Raw genomic sequence first — 21,316 nt, forward strand, 5'->3', positions numbered from 1 at the left:
CGTAGCGGGGCTGATGGCGCTTTTGAAGATGACCTTGCAAGCGTCGTTAAGGGTCATCGGTTCGTCGTCGTCGGCGACATCACTCATCCCGCGAAGCCCTCTTCGTCTGGAATGCTGTCGTGGTTTCGGCAAAGAAGGTTTCGAGGTTGCTGCGACTAGCCACCCACCGCCGCCCAACCTGCCGGGCAGGTAGCTCTCCAGCCTCGAGCATGTGATAAGTTGCGCGGGTAGTCTGTCCGATTACTTTGGCGATGGCCGCAGCGCCCCATACAAGGTCCAAGGCTTCGCACATCGTCTCGCTCATCGCGTTGCCCCCAGTGCTGTCCTGATGACGGTCCTTGCGAACGTGTTCGGCTGTCGCAGCTCAAACCAAGCCGATGGTCGGGAACGCTTTCTGTCCGGGCGCCTTTGACGACCGCGATTATCCGTATTTTCACCTTTACGACCATGATGGATCGAACGAGCCAGAGCTTGCGGTAGCGTGCGATGGTCAGTCGGAGAGAATTGATGTGCGCCGAAGACATTGATGCACGCATCCGAACGTCTGCCCGCCGCTTGCGTGAATGGCGATGGATGCAAACCATTTCCACGGACCTTCAGGACCTGCTTCTTCAGCTCCGAGCGGAGGCCAAAGAGCTGATTGCTTTGGGGGTTAAACATCCAGACCGGGCCAAGAAGCTTGGAAAGCTCCTGGTCGCGTATCATCGGCTTATGATCGAGGTAAAGGATCTCGAAGACAAGCGGCAGGGTACCTTGACCTGAGCATCTCCTGTCCTCCGGACGGATCATCCGCCAACCAATAGGTTTCTCGTGCATCAGCCGATCCTCTCGTCCAGTATTCCAGCCACGATCTGCTTGATGATCAGCTGATCGCGTGGGGATTTGGTCATAGCCATCACGCACCGTTTCCGTTTGTCACTTCGTCATCATTGGCCAGAGCATCGGCGATGGCCGCGATGATCTCGTCCACCTTGCTGCGGGCGGCGTAGATCACCGCGGCCGCCTCAACATCGCGCCCTTGAAACTTCCAGTCGGCGGCATCCGAGGCGGTCGACAACAGAGAGGCGACGATGAAGAGTTCGTTGCGGAGGGTCACCGCCACGTCTTCTGGATACGTGAACGGACTGAGCTTCACGCTGCACCTGCCTTCTCGTCACTGGCGCGCAGCGGCTCCCCCTTGCGCTCGAAGATGATGGCGTTTGGAGCTCCGGCGTGGTTGCTCTCCATCCGCATGTCCCGGCTGAGCCACACGCTCGTGATCGTTGGGTCGATTGCCATGGCGTCGCGTTTGAATTGGTCGGCTAGTTCGACCAGCATTTGATCGGTGGTCTTCGCTCCGGAGCGATACGCGGCGCCAAGGGCGGGAGATATGGCGGTAACCGTAGCGACGGCCCCTACAATGGCGGCGCGGCGTGTGGTACTGGATGGTTTGCCCATTAATTGAACCTCCAAAGGTATTGATGGAGGCTCGGGGAGCGTTGCACCGCTTACCCGAGCCGATTTGTTTTCGGGTCAGGCGCGACGGTAGATATGGCCCAAGTCCAGATCGGTGGACCGCAGCAGTTTGAGCAGTTTTGCCAGGGCTTCTTCAGCCTCTTCCCGGCGGCCGACCCAGTTCAGGTAGCGTGCGTCGGTGCCGTGATATACGGCCCGGACCTCCCGTTCGTCCCAAGCTGCCCATGCGAGTGCAGCGGCATCCTGGCGGTGGTTCCAGTCTGCGATCGCTTCGATGATGACCGGGTCAATAGAACGGATATCGTCCTGCAGCGCACAGGCAGCCTGAGCAAAGGGGACAGCAAGCGCAGTGCTTGCGATGGTTGCGCCAGTTCCAGCAAGTAGGGCACGGCGGGTGAGGGTGGGTGACGGCATGTGTGCCTCCAACGGTTCGTTGAAGGCAATTTATCTAAATGCGGAATATCCGCAAACAGAAAATCCGCAATCAGATAGCTAGTGCGGGGTTGACTTCCGAATGCGGAAGTTTCACGCGGGCGATTATCCTTGGATGTCTACATCCGGATTTGAGAGAGCCCGACACGCCCCACGATGGTGGGCTCGTTATCGGGGAACAGCGTTTCATGCGTCGGATCGGTTGATACGGGCTCGAACCGGGTGGGATTAGGCCGGAACCGCTTGTATGTCGCGTGGCCCTCGCCGTCGTCGATGACGTAGCAGGCATTCGTGACCAGCGTCTTATCCTTCCGGTTCACGAAGATTCGGCTGCCAGGCGGTGAAATGCGGTCCATGCTGGTCCCTTGAACCTCAAGGGCAAGCCAGTCTCCTGGGGGCAAATCAGCTACAAGAACGGTGCCAATTGCTTCCTGCGCCACTTCGTCCGTGGATAGGGCGCCGGCACTGATCCAGGACAGAAGAGGGACCTGCTGAACACCGTCTGCTGCGCGTAGAGGGTCACCAAACATCGACTGATAGATGTCTGCAACAGCATCGCGATAATGACCGCGAGGCTCGGACTGACGCTGGCGCCAGCGATTGACGGATGATTGCGCAACGCCGAGCTGCTCTGACACGCGAACCTGCGTCCAGCCGGGCTGTTCAAGGATTCTGTCGAGCTTGTCAAAAATGTCCATACGCGGATTTATATCCGAAAACAGATGGTCTCTCCACACCCATACACGGATTTTGGTTAACATCGAAAAAATCTAATTGCGGATAATTCCGTTTGCGCATAGGTTGCGGCGCATGGAAACAAATCCTGCCCCCCAAAGTCCCGGTATCGGCGCAATAGCGACGCGGGCAGTTCGCCGCCCAAAAACGGGGATGACCCCGCTTCGGCACATTCGCGAGACCGTGTTCCGCCTGAACGTCGCTGAATTCGCGGCTCTGGTGGGCGTCGGTCAAGGCAGCGTCTCTCGCTGGGAGTTTGGCGCCCAGCCTACGGCTAAGGCAATGGCTAAGATCCGTCAGGCCGCAATGTCGGAAGGCCACACTTGGAGCGATAGCCTGTTCTTTGAGGTGCCGGGAGAAGCTGCATGAGCCCGACGCCACATGCGCGCGAGGGTCCGCCGATCAGCCACGCTCGAGCATAGGCTCGATATCCCCTAATCTCGGTCGGGCAGGCTGATGTGACAATCGCCCCCGGCCACCAATCCAAGGATCTGGAAATGAAACACGACGAGATCGTGGATGGCGAAGCCATGTCCCAAGTCGAGGGCAACGACGTAACCTACTTGCTCCGCTCATCGCCTGCTGCCGATGTTGATTACCTGCGGACGCTGGGTCTGAACGTTGTCGACATGCGCGGCGATCCCGAACGCGCTGCGTTTGACAGCTATCGCGTTGCGTTCCGGGCCAATGCCAGCGATCCGAACCTCAAGCATGCGGTGGCGCTGGTCGCCGCATGGAACAGTCTCGCTGATCTGCTCGGGATGGACCGGGTATGAGCCGCATCCGATCAATCCACCCCGGGTTTTTTACCGACGAGGATTTGGTGCAGGTGAGCCGGGACGCACGGTTGCTATTCCTCGGCCTTGGCGTCGAAGCAGATGACAAGGGCATCTTTGAGTGGAAGCTGACCACGATCAAGATGAGGCTGTTTCCTGCCGATCACGTCGATGTCGATACCCTGCTTACCGAACTGGTGTCGATTGACGCGGTGGCCGGTTACGAAATCGACGGCCGCAAATACGGTGCAATTCGGAACTTCCGCAAGTTTCAACGACCGAAGAAGCCGAACGACGTTCACCCCATGCCCGAGCAATTCCGAACTTATGTCGGCTTAGGCGATGTGAGTTCGGATCCAGTTCCCCACCAGTTCGGAACTGGTTCCGAAATGGCTCCGCAGATGGAGGATGGAGGGGAGGATGTAGGAGGTAGGGGGAAGCAAGGACTTAGCCAGAGAGGCACTAAACCATCAGTCAGCACTGAGGGGGAACGGGCATGATGGCCTCCGACCTCCAGTTGTTCGACTATCAGCAGCAGGGCATCGACGAGACATACCTGGCCGTCGGCGCTGGCCGTCGTCGGCCAATGCTGCAGATGCCGACTGGCGCCGGCAAGACCGAAACCGCCGTGAAGATCATTCAGCGCGCCTTGGCAAAGTCGAAGCGCGTGGTGTTCGTGGTCCCGGCCATCGAGTTGATCGACCAAACCGTGGAGCGTCTGGCCAAATACGGGGTGACCAGTGTTGGCGTCATCCAGGCCGACCACCCGGGCACCGACCGCACGCAGCCGGTGCAGGTGGCCAGCGTGCAAACGTTGGCGCGCCGTCGCCTGCCAGAAACAGACCTCGTGATCGTCGACGAGGCCCATCAACTATTCAAGATCATCACGACGTGGATGGCAGAGCGGACGACACTGCCATTCATCGGGCTCAGTGCGACGCCATGGTCGAAGGGGCTAGGCAAGCACTACACCGACCTGATCCGTCCGGTGTCTCTGGCCCAGCTCATTGAACGCAGACGGCTGACGCCATTTCGTGCCTATGCTCCGTCACACCCCGACTTGTCTGGCGTGGGAACCGTTGCCGGCGACTATGATGAAGCTGGCTCGGCAGCGGCGATGGACAAACCGCAGCTCACGGCCGACATCGTTTCGACCTGGCTGTCTAAGGGCGAGAACCGCCCAACCCTCTGCTTTGCGGTTAATCGGGCGCACGCGCGTTCCCTGGTCGACGAGTTCGAACGCGCAGGGGTCACGACAGCCTACGTCGATGGCTTCACCGAGCGAGACGAGCGGAAGGAAGTCGCAAGGGCCTTCGCCAGCGGGCGGGTCAAGGTCGTGGTCAACGTGGGGGTTTTGACCACCGGCGTGGATTGGGATGTGCGCTGCATCATTCTCGCCCGGCCGACGAAGAGCGAAATTCTCTACGTCCAGATTATCGGGCGCGGGCTTCGGACGGCGGACGGAAAGGCCGATTGCCTGATCCTCGATCATTCCGACACCACCCTGAATTTGGGGTTCGTGACCGATATCCAGCACGAGCGCCTGGACGACGGGAAGCGCAAGGAAGCCAGCAAGGCGAAAGCCAAGCTTCGAGAACTCAAGGTTCCAAAAGAGTGCAGCTCGTGCCACGCCCTGAAGCCAGCCGGTGTCCACGCCTGCCCAGAATGTGGATTTGCGCCAGTACGCCGTGAGGCCATCGACACCGCTGATGGCGAGTTGTTCCAGGTGGCTGGGGCAAAGCTCGCGGATGACCGCGAGGCCAAGCAGCGCTTCTGGTCTGGCTTGCTCTGGTTCGTGGAAAACCGGGGCAAGAGCGAGGGCTGGGCGTCGCATCGCTACCGAGACCGATTTGGCGTCTGGCCCCGGGGCCTGCGCGCCGTGGTCAAGCAGCCGGGGCCGGAGGTCCACAATTGGGTTCGCTCGGGAAACATCAGGTACGCGAAATCAATGGACAAGGCGCGCAAGGCGCAGGGAGGCGAGAATGCACCAGCATAGAACCCCCATCATGCAACGGGCACAGAACCGCTGGCGCGAAATCCTTCCGGCGCTAGGGGCCGATGCCCAGCTGCTGACCAACCGAGGCACGGCCTGCCCAGTCTGCGGTGGCAAGGACCGCTTCAGGTTCGACGACAAGGACGGCAAGGGGACGTGGTTCTGCAACCAGTCTCACAGCAGCGAAAGCGAAAACGCCAACGGCAGCGCCGGGAACGGTTTCGCGTTGATCATGGACATGAAGCGCTGTGATTTCCCCGAGGCTGCGCGGCTCGTGGAAACCATCATCGGCACGGAAAGCAGTCCTGTAGCCGTAAGCGCCCCGCATAATGAGCCGAACCCCGCGGAGGATCATGCGCAGGTGGTCGCCCTTTGGCGTGGCGGCAAGCCCATCGCCGCCGACAACCCCGCCGGGCAATACCTGCGGCGTCGGCTGGGGGTCGTGGTGGAAAGCCGCGCCCTTCGCTTCCATCCCGCTATACCCTACGGCGAGGCGACCCGCGCCGGCATGCTCTCGGCCTATGTGGATCGGAGTGGCGGGTTGTCAGGTCTCCAACGCACTTTCCTGACCGATGACGGCAACAAATCCCCGATGCGGAACCCGCGGTTGACCATCGGGAAGCTGCCGGACGGCGGCGCGGTGCGATTGATGCGGCTTGAGCCGAAACACCCGGTCCTCGGGATTGCCGAGGGCGTGGAAACCGCACTGGCGGCGTCAGCAATGTTTCGTGTGCCGGTCTGGGCCGCGCTGAACAGCGGCCGCTTGGCCGTCTGGGAGCCGCCCGAGGGTTTCAAAGACATTCTGATCTTCGGGGACAATGACGCCAACAAGGACGGCCAGAAGGCGGCCTACACGCTGGCGAACCGCCTGGAGCTTCGAAAGGTCTTCACACAGGTCGAGATACCGCCCAATGTCGGAACCGACTGGAACGACGTATTTCTGGAACGAAGCAAGTTTTAGGCTGCCGCTGAAATTAACTGGCAAAGTTCCCTCGACCAGTCCGGTTCTTGATGATTCAAAAAGACCCGTATGCAGTCAGATTCCAAAACCTCTCTCGATACTTGGGCTTTTTCGCAGCACACCTCAGCGTATTTGTGGTGATCCAAGTCTGGATTGGCCGCCATCAGTGCGCCAAAGTCGATGCCGTAGTTATTAAGAAGCATCTGAGTCACTGCAGGAGTGTGAAACACCTCTTTCTCCGGCGGGAGACGTCCGGGCAAGCGGAACTGATTCTGGGCTCTGTTTTCAGGCATGTCTGCATCGCGGACGGCTATGGCTCTGAAGCCAGATTGTACCAAAGCACTTTGTGCCGAAAGGACTGCCTTGGCATCGCCGAAGGGTACTATTGACACGGAAGAAAGCAAAGGCAGGCTATGTTGCCGGAGGATTTCCCTGAGCTTGGATTGAGCGAAATTGTCTTCTACGCAGACTATTGTATGACCGTTCGCACCGGCCGAAAGCGCTGTCTTAATTCTCGATGAGGATACTCTGTCAAAGACCTGGACCCCGGTGCCGGACCGGACGAGCAGCTTTCGCCCCTCCGCGGGAAGTGCGTTCATCATGTGACTGGAGTGGGTCGAGAAAATAATCTGATGCCCGCGACGCGAAGATACATCGATTAGATACTTCGCCAACTCGTATTGAGCGTTCTCGTGAAGCGAAGTCTCCGGTTCTTCCAAGACAATTAGGCTCTTTTCAGGGCATGATTCCAGAAGGCGAACGGTATACACGACACGGCCTTCGCCAAATCCCATGTTATTTTCTGAGTATATGTGTCCAAAGCGCTTCGCCATGCCTAGCTCGCTTTGTTTGGACCGAGCGCTTACTCCCTGAAAGTAAACATCCTGGTATTCCGATCCCAAAATACGGCTAACGTAGGTTTTCGCGTTGCTTGAGGCAGACCGCTCTGTAAGTAGCAGGTTCTTGGCACTGTAAATTGACATGTCCCGACGCTCGACTTTCGGGATGTAGACGGTAAAACCAATGTATTCGGTATTCTTTGATGGCTGTCGTTTGTAGCCAGACCACTCCTTCACGCTCCGGGCTACTGTTAGTTCCTGGAGAACGTCGGCCCTTTCCGTTTGGTAACGAAATGTTACCGCTGCGTCAGCGGTAAAAGGCTCAGGGTCAGCGGCCGATACAGGGAAGAAATTGGCCACGTAGAAGCGCTTCTGCGCAGGTTGGTTCTGAAGATACTTGTACCCGCACAGCATAAGCTGCCCAATCGTGCTCTTCCCTGAACCATTAAATCCTGAGAGTGCCGTTACAGGATACTCAAAATCGATATCGGTAGAAATTCCCCGAAACCCCCGTATTTTGGCCGATACTATTGCTTGACCAAAATTTTGAAACCGATTTTGGGGCAGATATTTGCTCGAAAGTATCTTTTTGGGATCCGACAACGGTAGTTCCTCTACTGCGCAGCTAAATGGCCGGTCTGCATCTTCTTAGTTCGTTGGGGCTAATAAAAGCTTGCTACTGTCTCAAGCGGCTGGCATGCTAACGAAGTCACATCAGCCTGCCCGACCTCTCCCACCCGAGAGGTCGTTTCATGTCCAAGCACGAGTTCGTCCAGGTCCGCCTAGTGCCCGACCCCGCGATGACGGACGCAGAGTATTTCCATCAACGCCGTACCAAGACCGGGCCACACGTCGGCAAGGTTGGCGTTGCGATGAATATGCTCGAGCTGATCGGTGGACTGGCCCGCATTAAGGGCGTTACCGAACCGCAGGAGGCGGCGGCCGCCAAATACAGGCTATTGCATGATCGTGCCCAAATCGGCGGGGCGCGGGCTATCGACTATGCGGCGGTAAAGGTCGACACCTCCGGGCAGGCGTATGGCGCGACGGCAGAAATCGGCGAGGACGCCAGGCGGCAGTACAAGGATGCCGTGCGCCACCTGGGCATGGTCCGCTCAAGCTTGGTAGAGCGCGTCGTTGTTTATGATCAATCCATCACCATGGTTGCCGGTAAGAGCTCGCGGGCACGCGCTCGTGGCACGCGCGACCTCCTCGATGCGCTTGATGACCTTGCTGTGCATTTCAAGTTTACGGCGGCGCCGCGGCGACCTTGAGGCGGCTTGAATGGGGTGGGGAGCGGAATGACGGCTATTGGAATGGGGAGGGCTCAACCGGACGTCCCCACTTGTTCTTGACGATTCGTATAGTTAGCAACTAACTCGAGTCACTTTCGGGGGCATTATGAAGAGAATTGCCATTGTTGCAGCCTGTGCTGCTTTGTTGACTACCGGTGCATTTGCCGAGGACCTCGGCGTGATTTCCGTACCGACGCCCGTTGTCACTGAGCCGGTATATGACTGGACAGGCTTCTATGCCGGCGTTTTTGCAGGGGCCGCGCGGAGCCAATCCACGTCTAGCTTCAATATTCCCTTGCTTGCGATGTTTGTCGCCATCGACGACAAGGTCACCGGCTTAGCTGGCGTCCAACTTGGTTACGACTACCAGGTGGATTCGTTCTTGCTTGGCGCGGTCGCTGATATCGCACTTTCGGGCTTCGAAACCGGCATGGTCGACCCTGGTCTTGGCTTGGATTACAGCTCCAAGCTTGGTTACCTCGGCACCATTCGCGGTCGTGCCGGCGTCCTGCCGACCGATAGCCTACTGATCTACGTTCACGGCGGCCTCGCTCACGGCCGCTTCAATCCCGTGCTCAGCGGAAGCCTCTTTCCGGTCCCAGACTTGAAGGCCTCCAATCGCATTGGCTGGACCATGGGCGCTGGCCTCGAATATGCCATCACCGAAAATATTTCAGTGCAGGCGGAATACGCCTACGCGGACCTCGGCACTGCGAACGCGACAGACCCTGCTGTCCCGACCGCACCAGCAGCGGAAAGTCTGAAACTACAAACCGTAAAGGCTGGCCTGAACTTTCGGTTCTGAGCTGGCAGCCCTGAAATCACGCGAGGTCCCGACATTGTCGGGCCTTCCTTTCTAGCGCTGTTCAATTTTTTTCGTCTCCCAACAGAAGCCCAAGGTTCTTGCTGATGGCGGCTGGAAGTCGGCTTTTCGACTTTAGGCAGATTTCGGTGAATGGCCGCTGTGGGGTCGTCAGCAGTCATTGGTCGGCGCGCTTGACGGGCGGGGCAACTCACTCCATAGTTTGCATATGTTGGCGCAGTGCGTCAGATCAAGGCTCGCTTCGGCGGGCCTTTTTATTTGCGCTGGCGAGCCGCCTGCAAGCCCGGGCAAAGCTGCTGTCGTTCGCGCAAGAGTTCATCCAACCATGGATTTGGGAGCCACCAAGGCCCGACGCTTCCAAACTTACGTGCCTTGCTGATTTCGTAATCAATAATCGTCAACCTGGCTGCATTCCGTTCGCTATTGGCGCCGTCTTGGTTTGACACATAGTTCCTACACTATCTGGTTGGCCCTCTGGTTCCGATCGCTGTCGGCCAAGGCAAGGGCGCACGAAGCACATATTGTGGCGAATATATTCCGCTGTGGCGTTAATTGGCAGAGCCCTGTGCGCTCAGCTGGTATGCGGTGCCCGTGATGGCCGACAACCGGCTATTTCGGGTCCACCGCGAAGCGCACACCAGCAATCGCGCCTTTTCTCCATACCAGTTCGCATGGCTGCTTGGCGTCGGCGAACAGCAAGGTGAAGGACGTCGGCAGTGTAGCCTCTTCGGTCAGCTCCATCATGAGCCCCGCGTGCGATACATTGAGCACGGACACAGAAACACGTGCTTGCCCCAAATCCGCGATGGCTGGGCCCCGTAGTGTTGGCGCCTCGCGATCTTCGTGACGTCGTTCGGTCGGTGTTTGCATACCGAACAGGTAGCGGTGATCGAGTTACCGAACGCTGAAACCAATGCCGACAATTGCGCGCTCCTGGCGTCGACAAATCGAGGGCCTAGAACCTCGACTTGGGCCCCTTGACGTCGCCGTTGTCGCTCCTATGTCATTTCTGTCGATGTGATCGACACTGAACCCGTTGCGCTGCGGCGCGCTGAGATTTGGTGGAAATTGCAAATGGAAACACAAGAACTTTTACCCCCATCCCTGATCTACGTGACCGAGACTTGGAAGCCGGACATGGCCCGGTTCCGCCGCGAAGTGGAGGACGCAAAGTCCTCAGGCATCGGCGATAGCCTCACCCTGGCTGAAATGGAGTGCAGCCTGGATTTGATCGATGCTGATCTGTCAGCGTTGCGTTCCTCTAACAAGACGGATCAGCGCACGCAGGCGTCTATCAAGGCAGTTGCAGAACTCAAGCGTGGTTTGGAAAGGTTAGTCGAGGAATTGCGTCCCTTGTGTCGTGACTAAGCACCTCGGCCGATGGCGCTTCAATAGCCGTCTGTAGCGGTCTGTAATTCGGCCCCTCTCTTGCCAGAGGGGCTTTTGCATTGGAGAGACAGCATGGCCGACAAGCGTGCGCCAGTGCAGCGCCTCACTGGTGGCATCCCTTGGGATATGCACCTGCGTGCCTATGACGCCTACAGCAAACGTTGGGGCGCTCAGCCTGCGATGATTGATCTTGAGGGACGGGGCTGCCGGGGTGGCTTTAGCGTAGACGAACTGGACGACTTCATTCCAGGCTGGCGCGCAGAGCTTGAGCAGCGCGAGGGCGTCACCCTCGTGACCTCTCGTTGCTACGGCATAGACCACATCACGCCACAGCCGGCCTAACCCCATTCCCCAGCCCTTGGCATAACAGCCAGGGGACTACTTCTTGCTGCGGTACATCTCGTACTCGATGTCCTTGATGGCTTTAGCCAACTCTTCGATGGCGCTTGCAAGGTAGGCGATCTTCTCATCGACATCCTTGCCGTATTTGGCGCTCTGCGCGTTTTCGATAGCCTTTGATGCCGACATGGCTGAGCCCTCCGTTTGTCTGCCGACTAGAACAAACATACCGCCAAGTGCCAAGCCTCCGCTGGCTGGCAGGAATGGAATTCCTAGCCCGTTGTCCAGGATCAGGCAGTCCGGCGAAAGAACCGCTGAGCTTGTGTCTCGCCGCTCTCGTCCAACTCATACGAAACACAGTATCTGCAGTCCTGATCTGGCGACAGCGGCGTCACCACAATATTCCGAATCGGGACTTCATGCGCAGTCATGACGTCAGTGATCTGCGCGGCAATATCGACGGGCGACAAAAACCTGCATTTCTCGAGCAATGACTTGTCTCGCAACAAATCACCGATGGTTCGTTTAAGACGGGCCACTGGATGCATCATCTCGCACCTCATGTCGGCTAACTAATTTATAATTGCCGCAATGACATGCTCAATCAATCGTTGCGCGTAGAAAGGATTTGCTTTTGTATCGGTCTAGGCAGAATTGGCTGTGTAGTAGCCGATGAATAGCCACAGCGACCCGGCCACGAAGGAAATGAGCGCTGCGATGACGCTGGCTATGGCTGCGTGCATCCACCGGTAGGCACGGTCCAGCATTGCGTCGGCATCGTCACGCTCGAATATCAGAACGTGTTGGGCGGCCATGTGACCGAAGAACCAAGCAGAAGCGGCCAGCGAAACTCCAATGGTCCAAAAAACGCCGGCCAGTAGGACAGACGCTGCGATCCCAGATAGCGCCGTGAGTTGGGTTAGCAGCGCGACTATTGCGCCTCCGTTGAGCAGCGTTACTGCTTTGATCCCGGTTTTCGCGTAGTCCTGCGAAATGTCCTTGTAAGCTGTCATTTCTCCTCCAAACCAAACAGGCAGAGACTTAAAGCGGGAATGTGACGACCTGCCAATAGCCTGGGCCTCGCGGGGAGGAATTGTGATTGGCGACAAATTCTGGTGCCCAACGAACCAAGACCGCCGAGCGTGGCTACGGCAGCAAATGGCAACGTGCCCGCAAGGCATTCCTCTCCGAGCCCGGCAACCAGTTCTGTGTGAGGTGCCAAGCGCGTGGCCTGCTCAACCCCGGCACCATGCGTATGGATGGGACGCCCGAGGCCAACCCGCGCCGCATTGGACTGCGCGTTGATCACATCATCCCCCATAAAGGGGATCAGCGTCTGTTCTGGGATAGAGACAACTGGCAGCCGCTATGCGCGGATGACCACGACATCACCAAGCAGCGCGAAGAGCACGGGCGGGAAGAGCAGGGGAACGACATCAGTGGTCTCCCGACCTATGCCGATCACCCATGGAACCGCGGCTAGTTCTACTCAGCTGCTACGGCTTGTCCGATGCCAGGGAATGCCATGTTCGGGAGAGGGTTGAAGTCCTTCGGGGTCAGAACGATGACCGCGGCTACTACCAGTAGGGCCAGCTTCCCTGCTTTGATCCGTCTGCGCTTTTCCCGAATAGTCAGCATGTCTCAACTCCAGGGCACATGGGGCGAACGACCGAGAACCGATTGTGTTCCCAAGGCTTTGGGATCGTGGTTGCCAAGACGCTATCGACGGACGCCGGCCCAATAGGGGGGGAGGGCCTAATCTCTACAGCCCTTTGGGGGCCTGACCGGCTGGGGGGAGCGTTCGCACCGAGATGAAATTCAGAAACAAAAGTTGGGGCCACCCCCGAAGGGGGTGATGTGTATCTAGGCGCGCAGCCATGGGAGTTCCTCGTTAGGAGGCCCGTAAAAATAGCCTCCGCTTATGAACCAGCGGCCTGATTGCCAAGGGCCGTAGATGTAATCTCCATCGATGTAAAACTTCCCGGAATTTCGCGGCCCGTAGATGTAGCCGCCGCTGATGTAGAACTTTCCGCTGTCGGTAGGGCCGTAAATGTATTCCCCCGAAATATAGTGCTTCCCACTGCTTCCCATTTCCCAGGTCACCTCCGAATCGTTGCCCATAAACAATATTCCATTCGGAGTCGTGTGCGCCATGAACCTTGTTGAGAACACCGGCAGCATTGTTCCCGAGCCCGACTGGGAAAGCCTGTTCAGCGATGTACTGGAGGTTGAGGCGGCCACCGAGCACTGGCGCCGGATCACCACCGAGCTGCGCGACCGGGCCCTGATGGCGCCAGGCAACGCCCACGCGATGCAACGCCTCGTGGTTGCCTATGTCCTCTACGACCGCTCGCTGCGGGAAGTGGCTGAGCACGGCGCGGTGACCAAACCCAAGCGCGGCAACGCACGGGCGATCGCTCGGACAAGTCCGCACTTCGCGGCCATGCGCGAGATGGCGTCCGACGCGGCGACCCTTGAAGCAGAATTTGGCCTCTCGCCGCGCCGCCGGTCTGGAGCGACGAAGGCGGAGCGCAAGAAAACGGTGGTTCGCGCATCCGATGAGTTCACGAACAAAAAGGCCGCCGGCTGATCCGGTCACGGCCTGGGCCCAGGACGCGCTGGCAGGCAAGATTGTGGTCGGCGAGCTCGTAGCGGCCGCTGCAGAGCGCCACATGCGCGACTTGCGCGACGGACCGTCTCGAGGACTGCACTGGTCACTGGAACATGCTAACCGGCCGCTGCGGTTTCTACCGGCCATGCTCTCGATCACCGAGGGCACGTTCGTCGGCCAGCCGTTCCACCCACTGCCGTGGCACGTCTTTACGACGGGGTCGATATTCGGCTGGCGCAAGGCGTCGGGCCGTATGCGGTTCCGCTCGGCATGGTTGGAAACCGGCAAGGGGCAGGCCAAGTCGCCGTTGATGGCGGCGATCGGTCTGTACATGACGGGATTCTACGGCATCCCAAGGGCCAAGGCATTCGCCATCGGCCAGGACAAGAATACCGCGAACGTGCTGTTCAAGGACGCGGTGGCCATGTGCCGGGCAACGACACCGGGCCATGACGACGGCGACAGTATGGCCTCGCGCGGTGATGTGCTGATCCGTGGCGAGGGCGACAACGCCTGGAAGATCGAGTTCCCCGAACATGAGGCGCTGTTTCAGGCGTTGGCGAATGGGGAGGCGGTGTCGGGGCCGAAGCCAACGCTGGTGGCGGCGGACGAAATCCATGAGTTCAAGACCAACACGTCGATCGAGCTCTGGAAGGAAGCCATCGCCAAGATGCCCGGCGATGCGCTGATGCTGTTGGGCACCAACACGCCGGCGTCCAACCAGATCGTCGGCACCGAGTACAGCGAGTTTTACCAGCGGGTCGCGAAGGGCGAGTTTGACGACGACGAGGCATTTTCGTTCGTGGCACGGGTCGACAAGGCCGACCGTGAAACGGTGTTCGATACGCCCGAGGTCTGGACCAAGGCACTGCCGGCGCTGGGCGTGACGTTTCCGCTGGAGAACATTCAGGGACGCGTCAACACGGCCAAGCAGCTGCTATCGACGGCCTTGTCGGTGAAGCGGTTGTATTTCGGCATCCCGGTGGGCTCCACCGAATTCTGGATTGCCGAGGAAGCCTGGGCGGCGGTGCAGGGCGCCGTTGATGAAGCCAAGATGAAGGGCTTCCGGTGCTGGTTGTCGCTGGACCTGTCGAAGAAAAACGACCTGACCGCGCTGTCGGTGTGCTGGGTCGACGACACCGGCCACCTGTGGGTCAAGACGTTCTACTGGACGACCAAGGTCGGCATCGAGGACCGAGCCCGCGCTGACATGGCGCCCTATGACAAATGGGCGCTGGATCCGGCGTCATGTCTGACGGCAGTTCCGGGCGCAGTGATCGACAAGACATTCGTAGCGGCCAAGGTGCAGGAGCTGTGCGCTGCGCACGAGGTCGAGTTTCTGGCCTTCGACCCGGCCGGCATGGCCGACTTTATCGCGGCCTGCGAACAGATCGGGTTGCCGGTCTGGCGCTACAAAGGGCCGGACGAGCCAGAGGGTAGTGGTCTCAAGCTCGTCAGCCACGCCCAGGGTAAACTGGTCCGGTTCGAAGAAAAGCAACTGACCATGCCGCGCTCCATTGAGCGGCTGGAAGACCGCATTCTGGAAAAGACGATAACGATCGACGCTTCGCCGGTGACCTACTCCTGCGCGGCTAATGCTCAACTTGTCAGCGACGGACAGGAAAACCGGGCCTTCGACAAGGAACGTTCGCGCGGAAGGATCGACGGCATGGTGACAATCGCAATGGCCGTCGGCGCCGCGACGAATGAAATGGGCGTTCAGGCCCCCTCCGTTTATCGCGCGCGCGGTGCGCTGGTCCTCTAGGAGAACGCAATGGCATTTTGGGACCGCTGGTTCGGGGACGCTTCGTCTCCGGCAGTATCGCCGCGTGCGTCTTTCCAGGATTCGGGAGGTGGAGTTGTCATCAACACCCCGCAGCAGTTGGAAGAGGCGCTTCGTACCGGCACTCTGACCGCTTCCGGGGCGTCGGTGACGCCCGACAAGTCAATGCGCGTGGCGGCGGTCTATCGGTGCGTCAGCATCATTGCTGGCGCCGTTGCTACATTGCCGATCGATATCATCCGCAAGGTTGATGAGCGAACGCGGGAATCTGTCTCTGGCAGCACCGTCGCCAAAATATTCAGCCGCAAGCCGAATGGATGGCAAAAGCCTGCCGTGTTTCGGCGCATGATGCAGGCGCATCTGCTGCTGCGCGGCAATGCCTACGCCCTGGTCGTGCGGTCGAGGGGCGAGGTGCAGTCGCTGATCCCGCTGCACCCTGATCGCGTCGAGTGCAAGCAGAACGACGATCTGACGCTCGAATACACTTACACCCGCAAGGACGGTCGCAAGATCAAGCTGGCTCAGAATGAGGTTTTTCACCTTGTCGGGCTGACATTGGACGGCGTGCATGGCGTTTCTGCCATCACCTATGCCCGTGAAACCATCGGCCTGTCCCTCACGATGGAGGATCACGGCGCCTCGACATTCCGCAACGGCGCGCGTGTTAGCACGGTGCTGAAGCATCCTGGAAAACTTGGGCCGGAAGGCACTGAAAACCTCCGCGCAAGCCTCGAAGATTTCCGTGCTGGCGGGGAAAAGGAGGGCAAGGCACTCATCCTCGAAGAAGGGATGGACGCTTCGCCGCTGGCGATGAATGCGCAGGATGCGCAGTGGATCGAAAGCCGCAAGTTCTCCCGCACCGATATCGCCATGTTCTTCGGCGTCCCGCCTCACATGATCGGCGACACCGAAAAGAGCACCAGCTGGGGCACCGGCATCGAGCAGCAGTCCATCGGCTTCGTTACCTGGACGCTCGAAGACCACCTGACCATGTGGGAAGAGGCCATCACCGTCGACCTGCTCGATGACGAAGATACGCGGGCGAAATTCAACCGATCCGCTTTGGTCAAGGGCGACATCAAGGCTCGCTGGGAAGCCTACGTCAAAGCCCTCCAGTGGGGCGTGTTCTCCCCGGACGATGTTCTGGAGCTGGAAGACCGCAACCCACGCGCTGATGGCAAGGGCGGGCAGTTCTACGATCCGCCGAACACAGCCGGCGGCGACAAACCCGAAAAGGATGATGGCGATGAGCCTCCGCAAGCTGCCTGAAATCAAAGCCCTGCAGAAGCCCAAGAACTTCCAGGCTGATGCTCCAGGCGAGGCGTTTGATGCGTGGGCCGCCCAGCCGAAGGCTGCTGGCGAAACTGCCGAAAACGTCATTTCGATCTTTGACATCATCGGGGAAGACTGGTGGACCGGCGAGGGCTTTACCGCCAAGCGCTGCGCAGGGGCCTTGCGCAAGATCGGCAATGTCGATGTTCGCGTCCAGATCAATTCGCCGGGCGGCGACGTGTTCGAAGGTCTGGCCATCTACAACCTGCTGCGGGCGCATCCCGCCAAAGTCACTGTTGAGGTGATGGGTATCGCAGCCTCTGCCGCCTCAATCATCGCCATGGCCGGCGACGAGATTGTCATGGGCTTGGGCACCTTCATCATGGTGCACAACGCATGGGGCGTTGTGGTCGGGAATCGGCATGAGCTGGCCGAGGCGGCCGGACTGTTCGAGACCTTCGACAATGCGCTGATTGATATCTACGAGGCCCGCACCGAACGGAAGCGGGGGGCCATCGAAGCTCTGATGGATGCCGAAACATTCATGGGACCAAGCGAAGCCATCAAGAACGGCTTTGCTGACCGCCTCGACAATGACCTGGGCGCCGATCTGCCCGAAGCCAAAAATTCCGACCGCAGCCTTATTGCCCGCCGCCAGACTGAAGCGGCGCTGGGCAAGGCCGGTCACACCCGATCCGCCCGGCAGGAAATCCTTGCCGAGCTTGGACATCTTGATCCGGCCCTGCGTGATGCAAGCCGGGCCTCCGCCGCGCGTGATGCAGGCGTCTCTGCAGCTTCCATCCGGGAGCTGATCAACACCATCCGGTCATAACCCCGAAAGGAAAGACCATGCAGCACGATCTGCTGAACCCGCGCGCCCGCGGGCTGGTGTCTGTTCGCGCCGACGCGTCCGAACAGACCAAGGTTCTCAATGAACTCAAGACGACCTTCGAAGCTTTCAAAGCCGAACGCACCAAGGAACTGGACGACATCAAGGCTGGCATGGCCGATGTGGTGCAGACCGAGAAGGTTGACCGCATTAATGCCGATCTCGGCAAGCTGACCAAGGAGCTGGACAGCGTGAATGCCGCGATTGCGGCCATCAAAGTCGGCGGTGCCGGCGATGTGGCGGACCCGGCCGTGGCCGCTCACGCGACTGCGTTCAATACCTGGTTCCGCAAGGGCGACCGGGCGATTGACGCCGACATGCGCGAGCTTGAGGTCAATGCGAAGATGACCACGCAGTCCGACCCAGACGGTGGCTACCTGGTCCCGGAAGAGACCGAGGCCGGCATCGACCGCGTTCTCGGCACCGTGTCGACCATGCGCTCGTTGGCTCGCGTCATCTCGATCGGCACCAGCACCTACAAGAAGCTGGTGAACATGGGCGGCGCCGGCGCCGGCTGGGTCGGCGAGGAACAGGGCCGCCCCGAGACGGACACCCCGACGCTGCGCGAAATCTCGATCAACGCGGCCGAGCTCTACGCCAACCCCGCTATCACGCAGACGGCGCTGGATGATTCCCGCATTGATATCGCCGCCTGGCTGGCGGACGAAGTGTCGATCGAGTTCGCCGAGCAGGAAGGCGCCGCCTTCATCGGCGGCAACGGCGTGAACAAGCCGCGTGGCGTTCTCTCCTACGAGGCGGTGGCAAATGCCTCCTATGCGTGGGGCAAGCTGGGCTACGTCGCGTCGGGTAAGGCGGCCGACTTCGCCGACACCTCGACCACCGTCAGCAAGGCCGATGCGCTTGTCGACCTCTACTATGCGCTCAAGTCCGGCTACCGGAACAACGCATCGTGGCTGATGAGCGATGCCGTGATGGGCACCGTTCGGAAGTTCAAGGATGCCGATGGCAACTTCCTCTGGGCCCCGCCGACTGCCGCTGCTGGTGTCGCCACCATCCTGGGCAAGCCGGTCGCCAACGACGACAATATGCCGGCTGTTGGCGCTGGCAATTTCCCGATCGCGTTCGGGGATTTCAATCGCGGCTACCTGATCGTTGACCGCTTCGGCGTCCGCGTTCTGCGCGATCCGTACACCAACAAGCCCTTCGTCCACTTCTACACCACGAAGCGGGTCGGTGGCGGTGTGGTCAACTTCGAAGCCATCAAGCTGCTGAAGATCGCCGCTTCCTGATCCATTGCGGGCGGCTTCGGTCGCCCCGCATCCCACCCATTCCACTTTGAAAGGAACGTCCCATGAAGGACTTCATTTCTGGCATTGGCCTTTTGGCCTCGCTGGTTCCCGCTGTGGTTGCGGCCACGGCCAAGGGCACTCATGCAGACCTCCAGGGCTTCAACTCGGCCACGCTGATCGTCAACACCGGCGCGATTGCTGGCGACGGCCTCTACGACATCAGGCTCCAGGAATCGGACACCACGACCGATGGCGACTTCACCGATGTTGCAGCTGGCGACCTGATCGGTACGCTTCCGGCGGCTCTGGCTGCGAGCTCTGTCTATAAGCAGGGCTACAAGGGCATTAAGCGCTATATCCGCGCCGTCATCACCAAGCAGTCTGGCACCTCGATTGCTGCCGGCGCCGTGATCCTGCGCGGCCACCCCAATGACGCTCCCGTAGCGTAGGGCCTGACCATGACCGTCCGCGTTATTACCGGCCCAGCCCCGATTGTCACCCCGGCAGAAGTGCCGGGAGGGCATGCGGACACCGATACCACGATCACTGCGCTTATTGCTGCGGTGCAGGCTGGCATCGACGGTCCCACCGGCTGGCTGGGTCGGGCTCTCGGGGAGCAAACCCTTGAGCTGACGCGGGCGGGCTTCATGCGTTCCATCCGCCTGCCGTATCGGCCGGTGGTGAGCATCGAGAGCGTCAAATATCGCGATCCGGCTGGCACCGAGCAGACAGTCGATCCTGCGAAATACCGCAGCTTCGGGGATGGCGTTGCGTTCGTCTTCGGTTACGCGTTCCCGCCCACGGAATGCGCGCCCGACGCGGTGACGATCACTTATAAGGCCGGTTACGCTGCCGACAAGGTGCCGGCCAGCGCGAAGCAGGCCGTGATCATCGGCGTGCAACACCTGCGCTCGATGAGCGAGCAGAGCCTGTTCCTGCGCTCCGAGGAAGTCGAGGGCGTCGGCAGCTTCACCTACACCGTAGGCGAGGGGGCCACTGAGGTGATCAAGGCCGCGACCGAAATGCTGTTGCAGCCGCTCCGAGTCTACGCGCTGTGACGCCGGCCAACGCCATTGTGGCGCTCGATCGGCAAATTGCCTCCCATGGGCAGGACATCGCCTTCCAGCGCGGCTCCACCGAGCAGCAGGCGCGCGGCTTCGTGCGCGGCTACAAGGTCGAGCAACTCATCGGGCTCATCACCCAGGCTGACCGCGAAGTGGTCGTGTCGCCATCCTCGCTCGGCGCCTACCTGCCGCGGATCAATGACGAGTTCATCAGCATGGGCGTTATGGGCAAGGTCACGGCCGCCGAACCGATCCATATGGCTGGGGTTCTGGTGCGCTGGAACCTACGGGTGCGGCTTACCTGATGGCCAGCAATCAGCAGTTGTTCCGGGTCGCCGCCCAAGGCACGGCCGAGGAGACGCGCCAGGTGCTGATCAATCTCGCCAAGCGCGAGAACCAGCGCGTGATGCAGACCCCGCCGCGCCCGTCGCGCGTGATACGGCAGGTCGATGGCGTTGCCGGTGCGCGCGAGGAGCAAGTGCGAGCCGACGGCGTGATCGTCTATCGCTATCCCCGCCTCGAGGAGGTGGTGCGCGCCGCGATGGAGCTGCTGTTCGAATTGTCGCCGGTTCTGTCCGGCGAATACCGCATGGCACATGCGCTGTTCGTCGATGGCGTTGAGGCCGCCAGTCTGGCGGGCTGGGATGGCACCGGGGAGATCGTCATCTCCAACTACGTGCCGTATGCCCGCAAGATCGAGCTGGGCAAGATGCGCATGCGCGTTCCCGGCTCCGACCACGTCTATGAGCAGGCCGCGTTCGGCTTGCGTCAGCGCTTCGGCAACCAGGCGCACATCGAATTCACTTTCCGCGGTCTGATGGGAGGCTCCGTTCTCAGTGCCCGCTCCGGCGGCAATAAGGCCCAATACCGCTATCCCGCACTCGTTATCTCGGAGCGCTGACCATGGGCAGCTACAGCGCCGCCAAGGCGGACGTCAGGGCCTATCTGGAGGCCAACTTGGCGACGACGCGCATCGCCTATCCGAACGAAACGCCGGCCGATCCCTGGCCGCCCAAGGCAGTCGTGCCTGGCTCCAGCTTTCCGCGGCTGCAGCCGTGGGTCTATTTCGAAATGACCACCATGCCCGGACAGACCATCCGGGGCGTGGGCGTGCCCGGCGACCAGCTCAGCCAGACCAATGGCTTCATCTACGCACATGTGTTTGTGCCGGATGGAACCGGCGAGGCGACGGCGACGCAGTATGCCGAGGCCATAGGTGAGCTGTTCCGCAGCAAGAAGCTCTATGAGGCCGATGGCTGCTACCTCCGCACCTGGGTGCCGCGCGTCGACGAAGGCGGGCAGGGCAGTGACGACGACGAGATAGCCGGCGTGAACGCGGGCAACTGGTTCCGCGTCACCATGTCGGTGCCGTTCCAGTACTTCCACCAGGGCTGAGCCCCACACCCGGCC

At 60.0% G+C, this 21,316-nt stretch carries 29 protein-coding genes; 20 read left to right on the forward strand and 9 right to left on the reverse strand.

Going from position 1 to position 21,316, the window contains the following annotated elements; translation table 11 throughout:
* The first annotated feature begins 507 nt into the window (after positions 1-507).
* Entirely contained in the window at positions 508-762 is a 255-nt protein-coding gene (locus ACZ5WT_RS10840; RefSeq protein ID WP_464283803.1) for a hypothetical protein, read from the forward strand.
* A 133-nt stretch (positions 763-895) separates the two neighbouring features.
* Here ACZ5WT_RS10840 and ACZ5WT_RS10845 read toward each other — a convergent pair whose 3' ends face one another.
* The 4 genes from ACZ5WT_RS10845 to ACZ5WT_RS10860 form a co-directional block, all read right to left on the reverse strand.
* On the reverse strand, positions 896-1,135 hold the full coding sequence (locus ACZ5WT_RS10845) for a hypothetical protein (RefSeq protein WP_464283804.1): 240 nt from the start codon (positions 1,133-1,135) through the stop codon (positions 896-898).
* On the reverse strand, positions 1,132-1,437 hold the full coding sequence (locus ACZ5WT_RS10850; RefSeq protein ID WP_464283805.1) for a hypothetical protein: 306 nt from the start codon (positions 1,435-1,437) through the stop codon (positions 1,132-1,134). Before ACZ5WT_RS10850 ends, ACZ5WT_RS10845 begins: the two co-directional genes overlap by 4 nt.
* A 75-nt stretch (positions 1,438-1,512) precedes the next feature.
* Positions 1,513-1,869 (reverse strand): hypothetical protein, encoded by a 357-nt coding sequence (locus ACZ5WT_RS10855; protein WP_464283806.1) that lies wholly within the window; start codon positions 1,867-1,869, stop codon positions 1,513-1,515.
* A gap of 137 nt (positions 1,870-2,006) precedes the next feature.
* Positions 2,007-2,648 (reverse strand): LexA family transcriptional regulator, encoded by a 642-nt coding sequence (locus ACZ5WT_RS10860; RefSeq protein ID WP_464283807.1) that lies wholly within the window; start codon positions 2,646-2,648, stop codon positions 2,007-2,009.
* Between the two features lie 471 nt (positions 2,649-3,119).
* Here ACZ5WT_RS10860 and ACZ5WT_RS10865 point away from each other — a divergent pair, with 471 nt between their 5' ends.
* The 4 genes from ACZ5WT_RS10865 to ACZ5WT_RS10880 are packed head-to-tail and all read left to right on the forward strand — an operon-like array spanning position 3,120 to position 6,352.
* On the forward strand, positions 3,120-3,398 hold the full coding sequence (locus tag ACZ5WT_RS10865) for a hypothetical protein (protein WP_464283808.1): 279 nt from the start codon (positions 3,120-3,122) through the stop codon (positions 3,396-3,398).
* Positions 3,395-3,898, forward strand: coding sequence for a hypothetical protein (locus tag ACZ5WT_RS10870; protein ID WP_464283809.1), 504 nt, complete (start codon positions 3,395-3,397; stop codon positions 3,896-3,898). The genes ACZ5WT_RS10865 and ACZ5WT_RS10870 overlap by 4 nt, the downstream gene beginning before the upstream one ends.
* Complete coding sequence (locus ACZ5WT_RS10875) at positions 3,895-5,394, forward strand: DEAD/DEAH box helicase (RefSeq protein ID WP_464283810.1); 1,500 nt, start codon at positions 3,895-3,897, stop codon at positions 5,392-5,394. The genes ACZ5WT_RS10870 and ACZ5WT_RS10875 overlap by 4 nt, the downstream gene beginning before the upstream one ends.
* On the forward strand, positions 5,381-6,352 hold the full coding sequence (locus tag ACZ5WT_RS10880; RefSeq protein WP_464283811.1) for a toprim domain-containing protein: 972 nt from the start codon (positions 5,381-5,383) through the stop codon (positions 6,350-6,352). Before ACZ5WT_RS10875 ends, ACZ5WT_RS10880 begins: the two co-directional genes overlap by 14 nt.
* Here ACZ5WT_RS10880 and ACZ5WT_RS10885 read toward each other — a convergent pair.
* The gene (locus tag ACZ5WT_RS10885) at positions 6,349-7,794 is read right to left on the reverse strand and encodes an ATP-dependent nuclease (protein WP_464283812.1); all 1,446 of its coding nucleotides are present in this window, start codon (positions 7,792-7,794) and stop codon (positions 6,349-6,351) included. The genes ACZ5WT_RS10880 and ACZ5WT_RS10885 overlap by 4 nt on opposite strands.
* 149 nt (positions 7,795-7,943) lie before the next feature.
* Here ACZ5WT_RS10885 and ACZ5WT_RS10890 point away from each other — a divergent pair, with 149 nt between their 5' ends.
* Positions 7,944-8,465 carry a hypothetical protein gene (locus ACZ5WT_RS10890; RefSeq protein WP_464283813.1) on the forward strand — a complete coding sequence of 174 codons (522 nt, stop codon included), beginning with the start codon at positions 7,944-7,946 and terminating at the stop codon, positions 8,463-8,465.
* A 127-nt stretch (positions 8,466-8,592) separates the two neighbouring features.
* A complete protein-coding gene (locus ACZ5WT_RS10895; protein ID WP_464283814.1) occupies positions 8,593-9,291 on the forward strand; it encodes an outer membrane protein in 699 nt (232 codons plus the stop codon).
* Between the two features lie 627 nt (positions 9,292-9,918).
* Here ACZ5WT_RS10895 and ACZ5WT_RS10900 read toward each other — a convergent pair.
* On the reverse strand, positions 9,919-10,053 hold the full coding sequence (locus tag ACZ5WT_RS10900) for a hypothetical protein (RefSeq protein ID WP_464283815.1): 135 nt from the start codon (positions 10,051-10,053) through the stop codon (positions 9,919-9,921).
* A 330-nt stretch (positions 10,054-10,383) separates the two neighbouring features.
* On the opposite strand from ACZ5WT_RS10900, the gene ACZ5WT_RS10905 reads away from it, so the two are divergent.
* Both ACZ5WT_RS10905 and ACZ5WT_RS10910 read left to right on the forward strand, forming a co-directional pair.
* Positions 10,384-10,677, forward strand: a complete 294-nt coding sequence (locus tag ACZ5WT_RS10905; protein WP_464283816.1) for a hypothetical protein — start codon at positions 10,384-10,386, stop codon at positions 10,675-10,677.
* Between the two features lie 93 nt (positions 10,678-10,770).
* A complete protein-coding gene (locus ACZ5WT_RS10910) occupies positions 10,771-11,040 on the forward strand; it encodes a hypothetical protein (RefSeq protein ID WP_464283817.1) in 270 nt (89 codons plus the stop codon).
* Between the two features lie 36 nt (positions 11,041-11,076).
* On the opposite strand, the gene ACZ5WT_RS10915 is transcribed toward ACZ5WT_RS10910, so the two are convergent.
* Together ACZ5WT_RS10915 and ACZ5WT_RS10920 are read right to left on the reverse strand one after the other, a co-directional pair.
* Entirely contained in the window at positions 11,077-11,226 is a 150-nt protein-coding gene (locus ACZ5WT_RS10915; RefSeq protein ID WP_464283818.1) for a hypothetical protein, read from the reverse strand.
* Between the two features lie 455 nt (positions 11,227-11,681).
* Complete coding sequence (locus ACZ5WT_RS10920; RefSeq protein ID WP_464283819.1) at positions 11,682-12,050, reverse strand: hypothetical protein; 369 nt, start codon at positions 12,048-12,050, stop codon at positions 11,682-11,684.
* Positions 12,051-12,136: 86 nt separating this feature from the next.
* On the opposite strand from ACZ5WT_RS10920, the gene ACZ5WT_RS10925 reads away from it, so the two are divergent.
* On the forward strand, positions 12,137-12,520 hold the full coding sequence (locus tag ACZ5WT_RS10925; protein ID WP_464283820.1) for an HNH endonuclease: 384 nt from the start codon (positions 12,137-12,139) through the stop codon (positions 12,518-12,520).
* A 380-nt stretch (positions 12,521-12,900) separates the two neighbouring features.
* Here ACZ5WT_RS10925 and ACZ5WT_RS10930 read toward each other — a convergent pair whose 3' ends face one another.
* Positions 12,901-13,158 carry a hypothetical protein gene (locus tag ACZ5WT_RS10930; RefSeq protein WP_464283821.1) on the reverse strand — a complete coding sequence of 86 codons (258 nt, stop codon included), beginning with the start codon at positions 13,156-13,158 and terminating at the stop codon, positions 12,901-12,903.
* Positions 13,159-13,189: 31 nt separating this feature from the next.
* On the opposite strand from ACZ5WT_RS10930, the gene ACZ5WT_RS10935 reads away from it, so the two are divergent.
* The 10 genes from ACZ5WT_RS10935 (at position 13,190) to ACZ5WT_RS10980 (ending at position 21,301) form a co-directional block, all read left to right on the forward strand.
* Positions 13,190-13,627, forward strand: a complete 438-nt coding sequence (locus ACZ5WT_RS10935) for a P27 family phage terminase small subunit (protein ID WP_464283822.1) — start codon at positions 13,190-13,192, stop codon at positions 13,625-13,627.
* Entirely contained in the window at positions 13,596-15,413 is a 1,818-nt protein-coding gene (locus ACZ5WT_RS10940; protein ID WP_464283823.1) for a terminase large subunit, read from the forward strand. Before ACZ5WT_RS10935 ends, ACZ5WT_RS10940 begins: the two co-directional genes overlap by 32 nt.
* A gap of 9 nt (positions 15,414-15,422) precedes the next feature.
* Positions 15,423-16,700, forward strand: coding sequence for a phage portal protein (locus ACZ5WT_RS10945; RefSeq protein WP_464283824.1), 1,278 nt, complete (start codon positions 15,423-15,425; stop codon positions 16,698-16,700).
* Complete coding sequence (locus ACZ5WT_RS10950; RefSeq protein WP_464283825.1) at positions 16,678-17,535, forward strand: head maturation protease, ClpP-related; 858 nt, start codon at positions 16,678-16,680, stop codon at positions 17,533-17,535. Before ACZ5WT_RS10945 ends, ACZ5WT_RS10950 begins: the two co-directional genes overlap by 23 nt.
* A gap of 17 nt (positions 17,536-17,552) precedes the next feature.
* A complete protein-coding gene (locus ACZ5WT_RS10955; protein ID WP_464283826.1) occupies positions 17,553-18,842 on the forward strand; it encodes a phage major capsid protein in 1,290 nt (429 codons plus the stop codon).
* Between the two features lie 62 nt (positions 18,843-18,904).
* A complete protein-coding gene (locus ACZ5WT_RS10960; protein ID WP_464283827.1) occupies positions 18,905-19,291 on the forward strand; it encodes a hypothetical protein in 387 nt (128 codons plus the stop codon).
* A 9-nt stretch (positions 19,292-19,300) separates the two neighbouring features.
* The gene (locus ACZ5WT_RS10965; RefSeq protein WP_464283828.1) at positions 19,301-19,900 is read left to right on the forward strand and encodes a head-tail connector protein; all 600 of its coding nucleotides are present in this window, start codon (positions 19,301-19,303) and stop codon (positions 19,898-19,900) included.
* The gene (locus ACZ5WT_RS10970; RefSeq protein ID WP_464283829.1) at positions 19,897-20,211 is read left to right on the forward strand and encodes a hypothetical protein; all 315 of its coding nucleotides are present in this window, start codon (positions 19,897-19,899) and stop codon (positions 20,209-20,211) included. Before ACZ5WT_RS10965 ends, ACZ5WT_RS10970 begins: the two co-directional genes overlap by 4 nt.
* Positions 20,211-20,807, forward strand: a complete 597-nt coding sequence (locus ACZ5WT_RS10975; protein ID WP_464283830.1) for a hypothetical protein — start codon at positions 20,211-20,213, stop codon at positions 20,805-20,807. The genes ACZ5WT_RS10970 and ACZ5WT_RS10975 overlap by 1 nt, the downstream gene beginning before the upstream one ends.
* A gap of 2 nt (positions 20,808-20,809) precedes the next feature.
* Positions 20,810-21,301, forward strand: a complete 492-nt coding sequence (locus ACZ5WT_RS10980; RefSeq protein WP_464283831.1) for a phage tail terminator-like protein — start codon at positions 20,810-20,812, stop codon at positions 21,299-21,301.
* Positions 21,302-21,316 lie beyond the last annotated feature (15 nt).

The sequence above is a fragment of the Devosia sp. T2-14 genome (assembly GCF_055397495.1).

Coding starts and splice junctions, on each gene's coding strand:
- ACZ5WT_RS10840 (WP_464283803.1), top strand. CDS start 508: ATGTGCGCCGAAGACATTGATGCACGCATCCGAACGTCTGCCCGCCGC.
- ACZ5WT_RS10850 (WP_464283805.1), bottom strand. CDS start 1,437: ATGGGCAAACCATCCAGTACCACACGCCGCGCCGCCATTGTAGGGGCC.
- ACZ5WT_RS10855 (WP_464283806.1), bottom strand. CDS start 1,869: ATGCCGTCACCCACCCTCACCCGCCGTGCCCTACTTGCTGGAACTGGC.
- ACZ5WT_RS10860 (WP_464283807.1), bottom strand. CDS start 2,648: ATGTTAACCAAAATCCGTGTATGGGTGTGGAGAGACCATCTGTTTTCG.
- ACZ5WT_RS10865 (WP_464283808.1), top strand. CDS start 3,120: ATGAAACACGACGAGATCGTGGATGGCGAAGCCATGTCCCAAGTCGAG.
- ACZ5WT_RS10870 (WP_464283809.1), top strand. CDS start 3,395: ATGAGCCGCATCCGATCAATCCACCCCGGGTTTTTTACCGACGAGGAT.
- ACZ5WT_RS10875 (WP_464283810.1), top strand. CDS start 3,895: ATGATGGCCTCCGACCTCCAGTTGTTCGACTATCAGCAGCAGGGCATC.
- ACZ5WT_RS10880 (WP_464283811.1), top strand. CDS start 5,381: ATGCACCAGCATAGAACCCCCATCATGCAACGGGCACAGAACCGCTGG.
- ACZ5WT_RS10890 (WP_464283813.1), top strand. CDS start 7,944: ATGTCCAAGCACGAGTTCGTCCAGGTCCGCCTAGTGCCCGACCCCGCG.
- ACZ5WT_RS10895 (WP_464283814.1), top strand. CDS start 8,593: ATGAAGAGAATTGCCATTGTTGCAGCCTGTGCTGCTTTGTTGACTACC.
- ACZ5WT_RS10900 (WP_464283815.1), bottom strand. CDS start 10,053: ATGATGGAGCTGACCGAAGAGGCTACACTGCCGACGTCCTTCACCTTG.
- ACZ5WT_RS10905 (WP_464283816.1), top strand. CDS start 10,384: ATGGAAACACAAGAACTTTTACCCCCATCCCTGATCTACGTGACCGAG.
- ACZ5WT_RS10910 (WP_464283817.1), top strand. CDS start 10,771: ATGGCCGACAAGCGTGCGCCAGTGCAGCGCCTCACTGGTGGCATCCCT.
- ACZ5WT_RS10915 (WP_464283818.1), bottom strand. CDS start 11,226: ATGTCGGCATCAAAGGCTATCGAAAACGCGCAGAGCGCCAAATACGGC.
- ACZ5WT_RS10920 (WP_464283819.1), bottom strand. CDS start 12,050: ATGACAGCTTACAAGGACATTTCGCAGGACTACGCGAAAACCGGGATC.
- ACZ5WT_RS10930 (WP_464283821.1), bottom strand. CDS start 13,158: ATGGGCAACGATTCGGAGGTGACCTGGGAAATGGGAAGCAGTGGGAAG.
- ACZ5WT_RS10935 (WP_464283822.1), top strand. CDS start 13,190: ATGAACCTTGTTGAGAACACCGGCAGCATTGTTCCCGAGCCCGACTGG.
- ACZ5WT_RS10940 (WP_464283823.1), top strand. CDS start 13,596: ATGAGTTCACGAACAAAAAGGCCGCCGGCTGATCCGGTCACGGCCTGG.
- ACZ5WT_RS10945 (WP_464283824.1), top strand. CDS start 15,423: ATGGCATTTTGGGACCGCTGGTTCGGGGACGCTTCGTCTCCGGCAGTA.
- ACZ5WT_RS10950 (WP_464283825.1), top strand. CDS start 16,678: ATGAGCCTCCGCAAGCTGCCTGAAATCAAAGCCCTGCAGAAGCCCAAG.
- ACZ5WT_RS10955 (WP_464283826.1), top strand. CDS start 17,553: ATGCAGCACGATCTGCTGAACCCGCGCGCCCGCGGGCTGGTGTCTGTT.
- ACZ5WT_RS10960 (WP_464283827.1), top strand. CDS start 18,905: ATGAAGGACTTCATTTCTGGCATTGGCCTTTTGGCCTCGCTGGTTCCC.
- ACZ5WT_RS10965 (WP_464283828.1), top strand. CDS start 19,301: ATGACCGTCCGCGTTATTACCGGCCCAGCCCCGATTGTCACCCCGGCA.
- ACZ5WT_RS10975 (WP_464283830.1), top strand. CDS start 20,211: ATGGCCAGCAATCAGCAGTTGTTCCGGGTCGCCGCCCAAGGCACGGCC.
- ACZ5WT_RS10980 (WP_464283831.1), top strand. CDS start 20,810: ATGGGCAGCTACAGCGCCGCCAAGGCGGACGTCAGGGCCTATCTGGAG.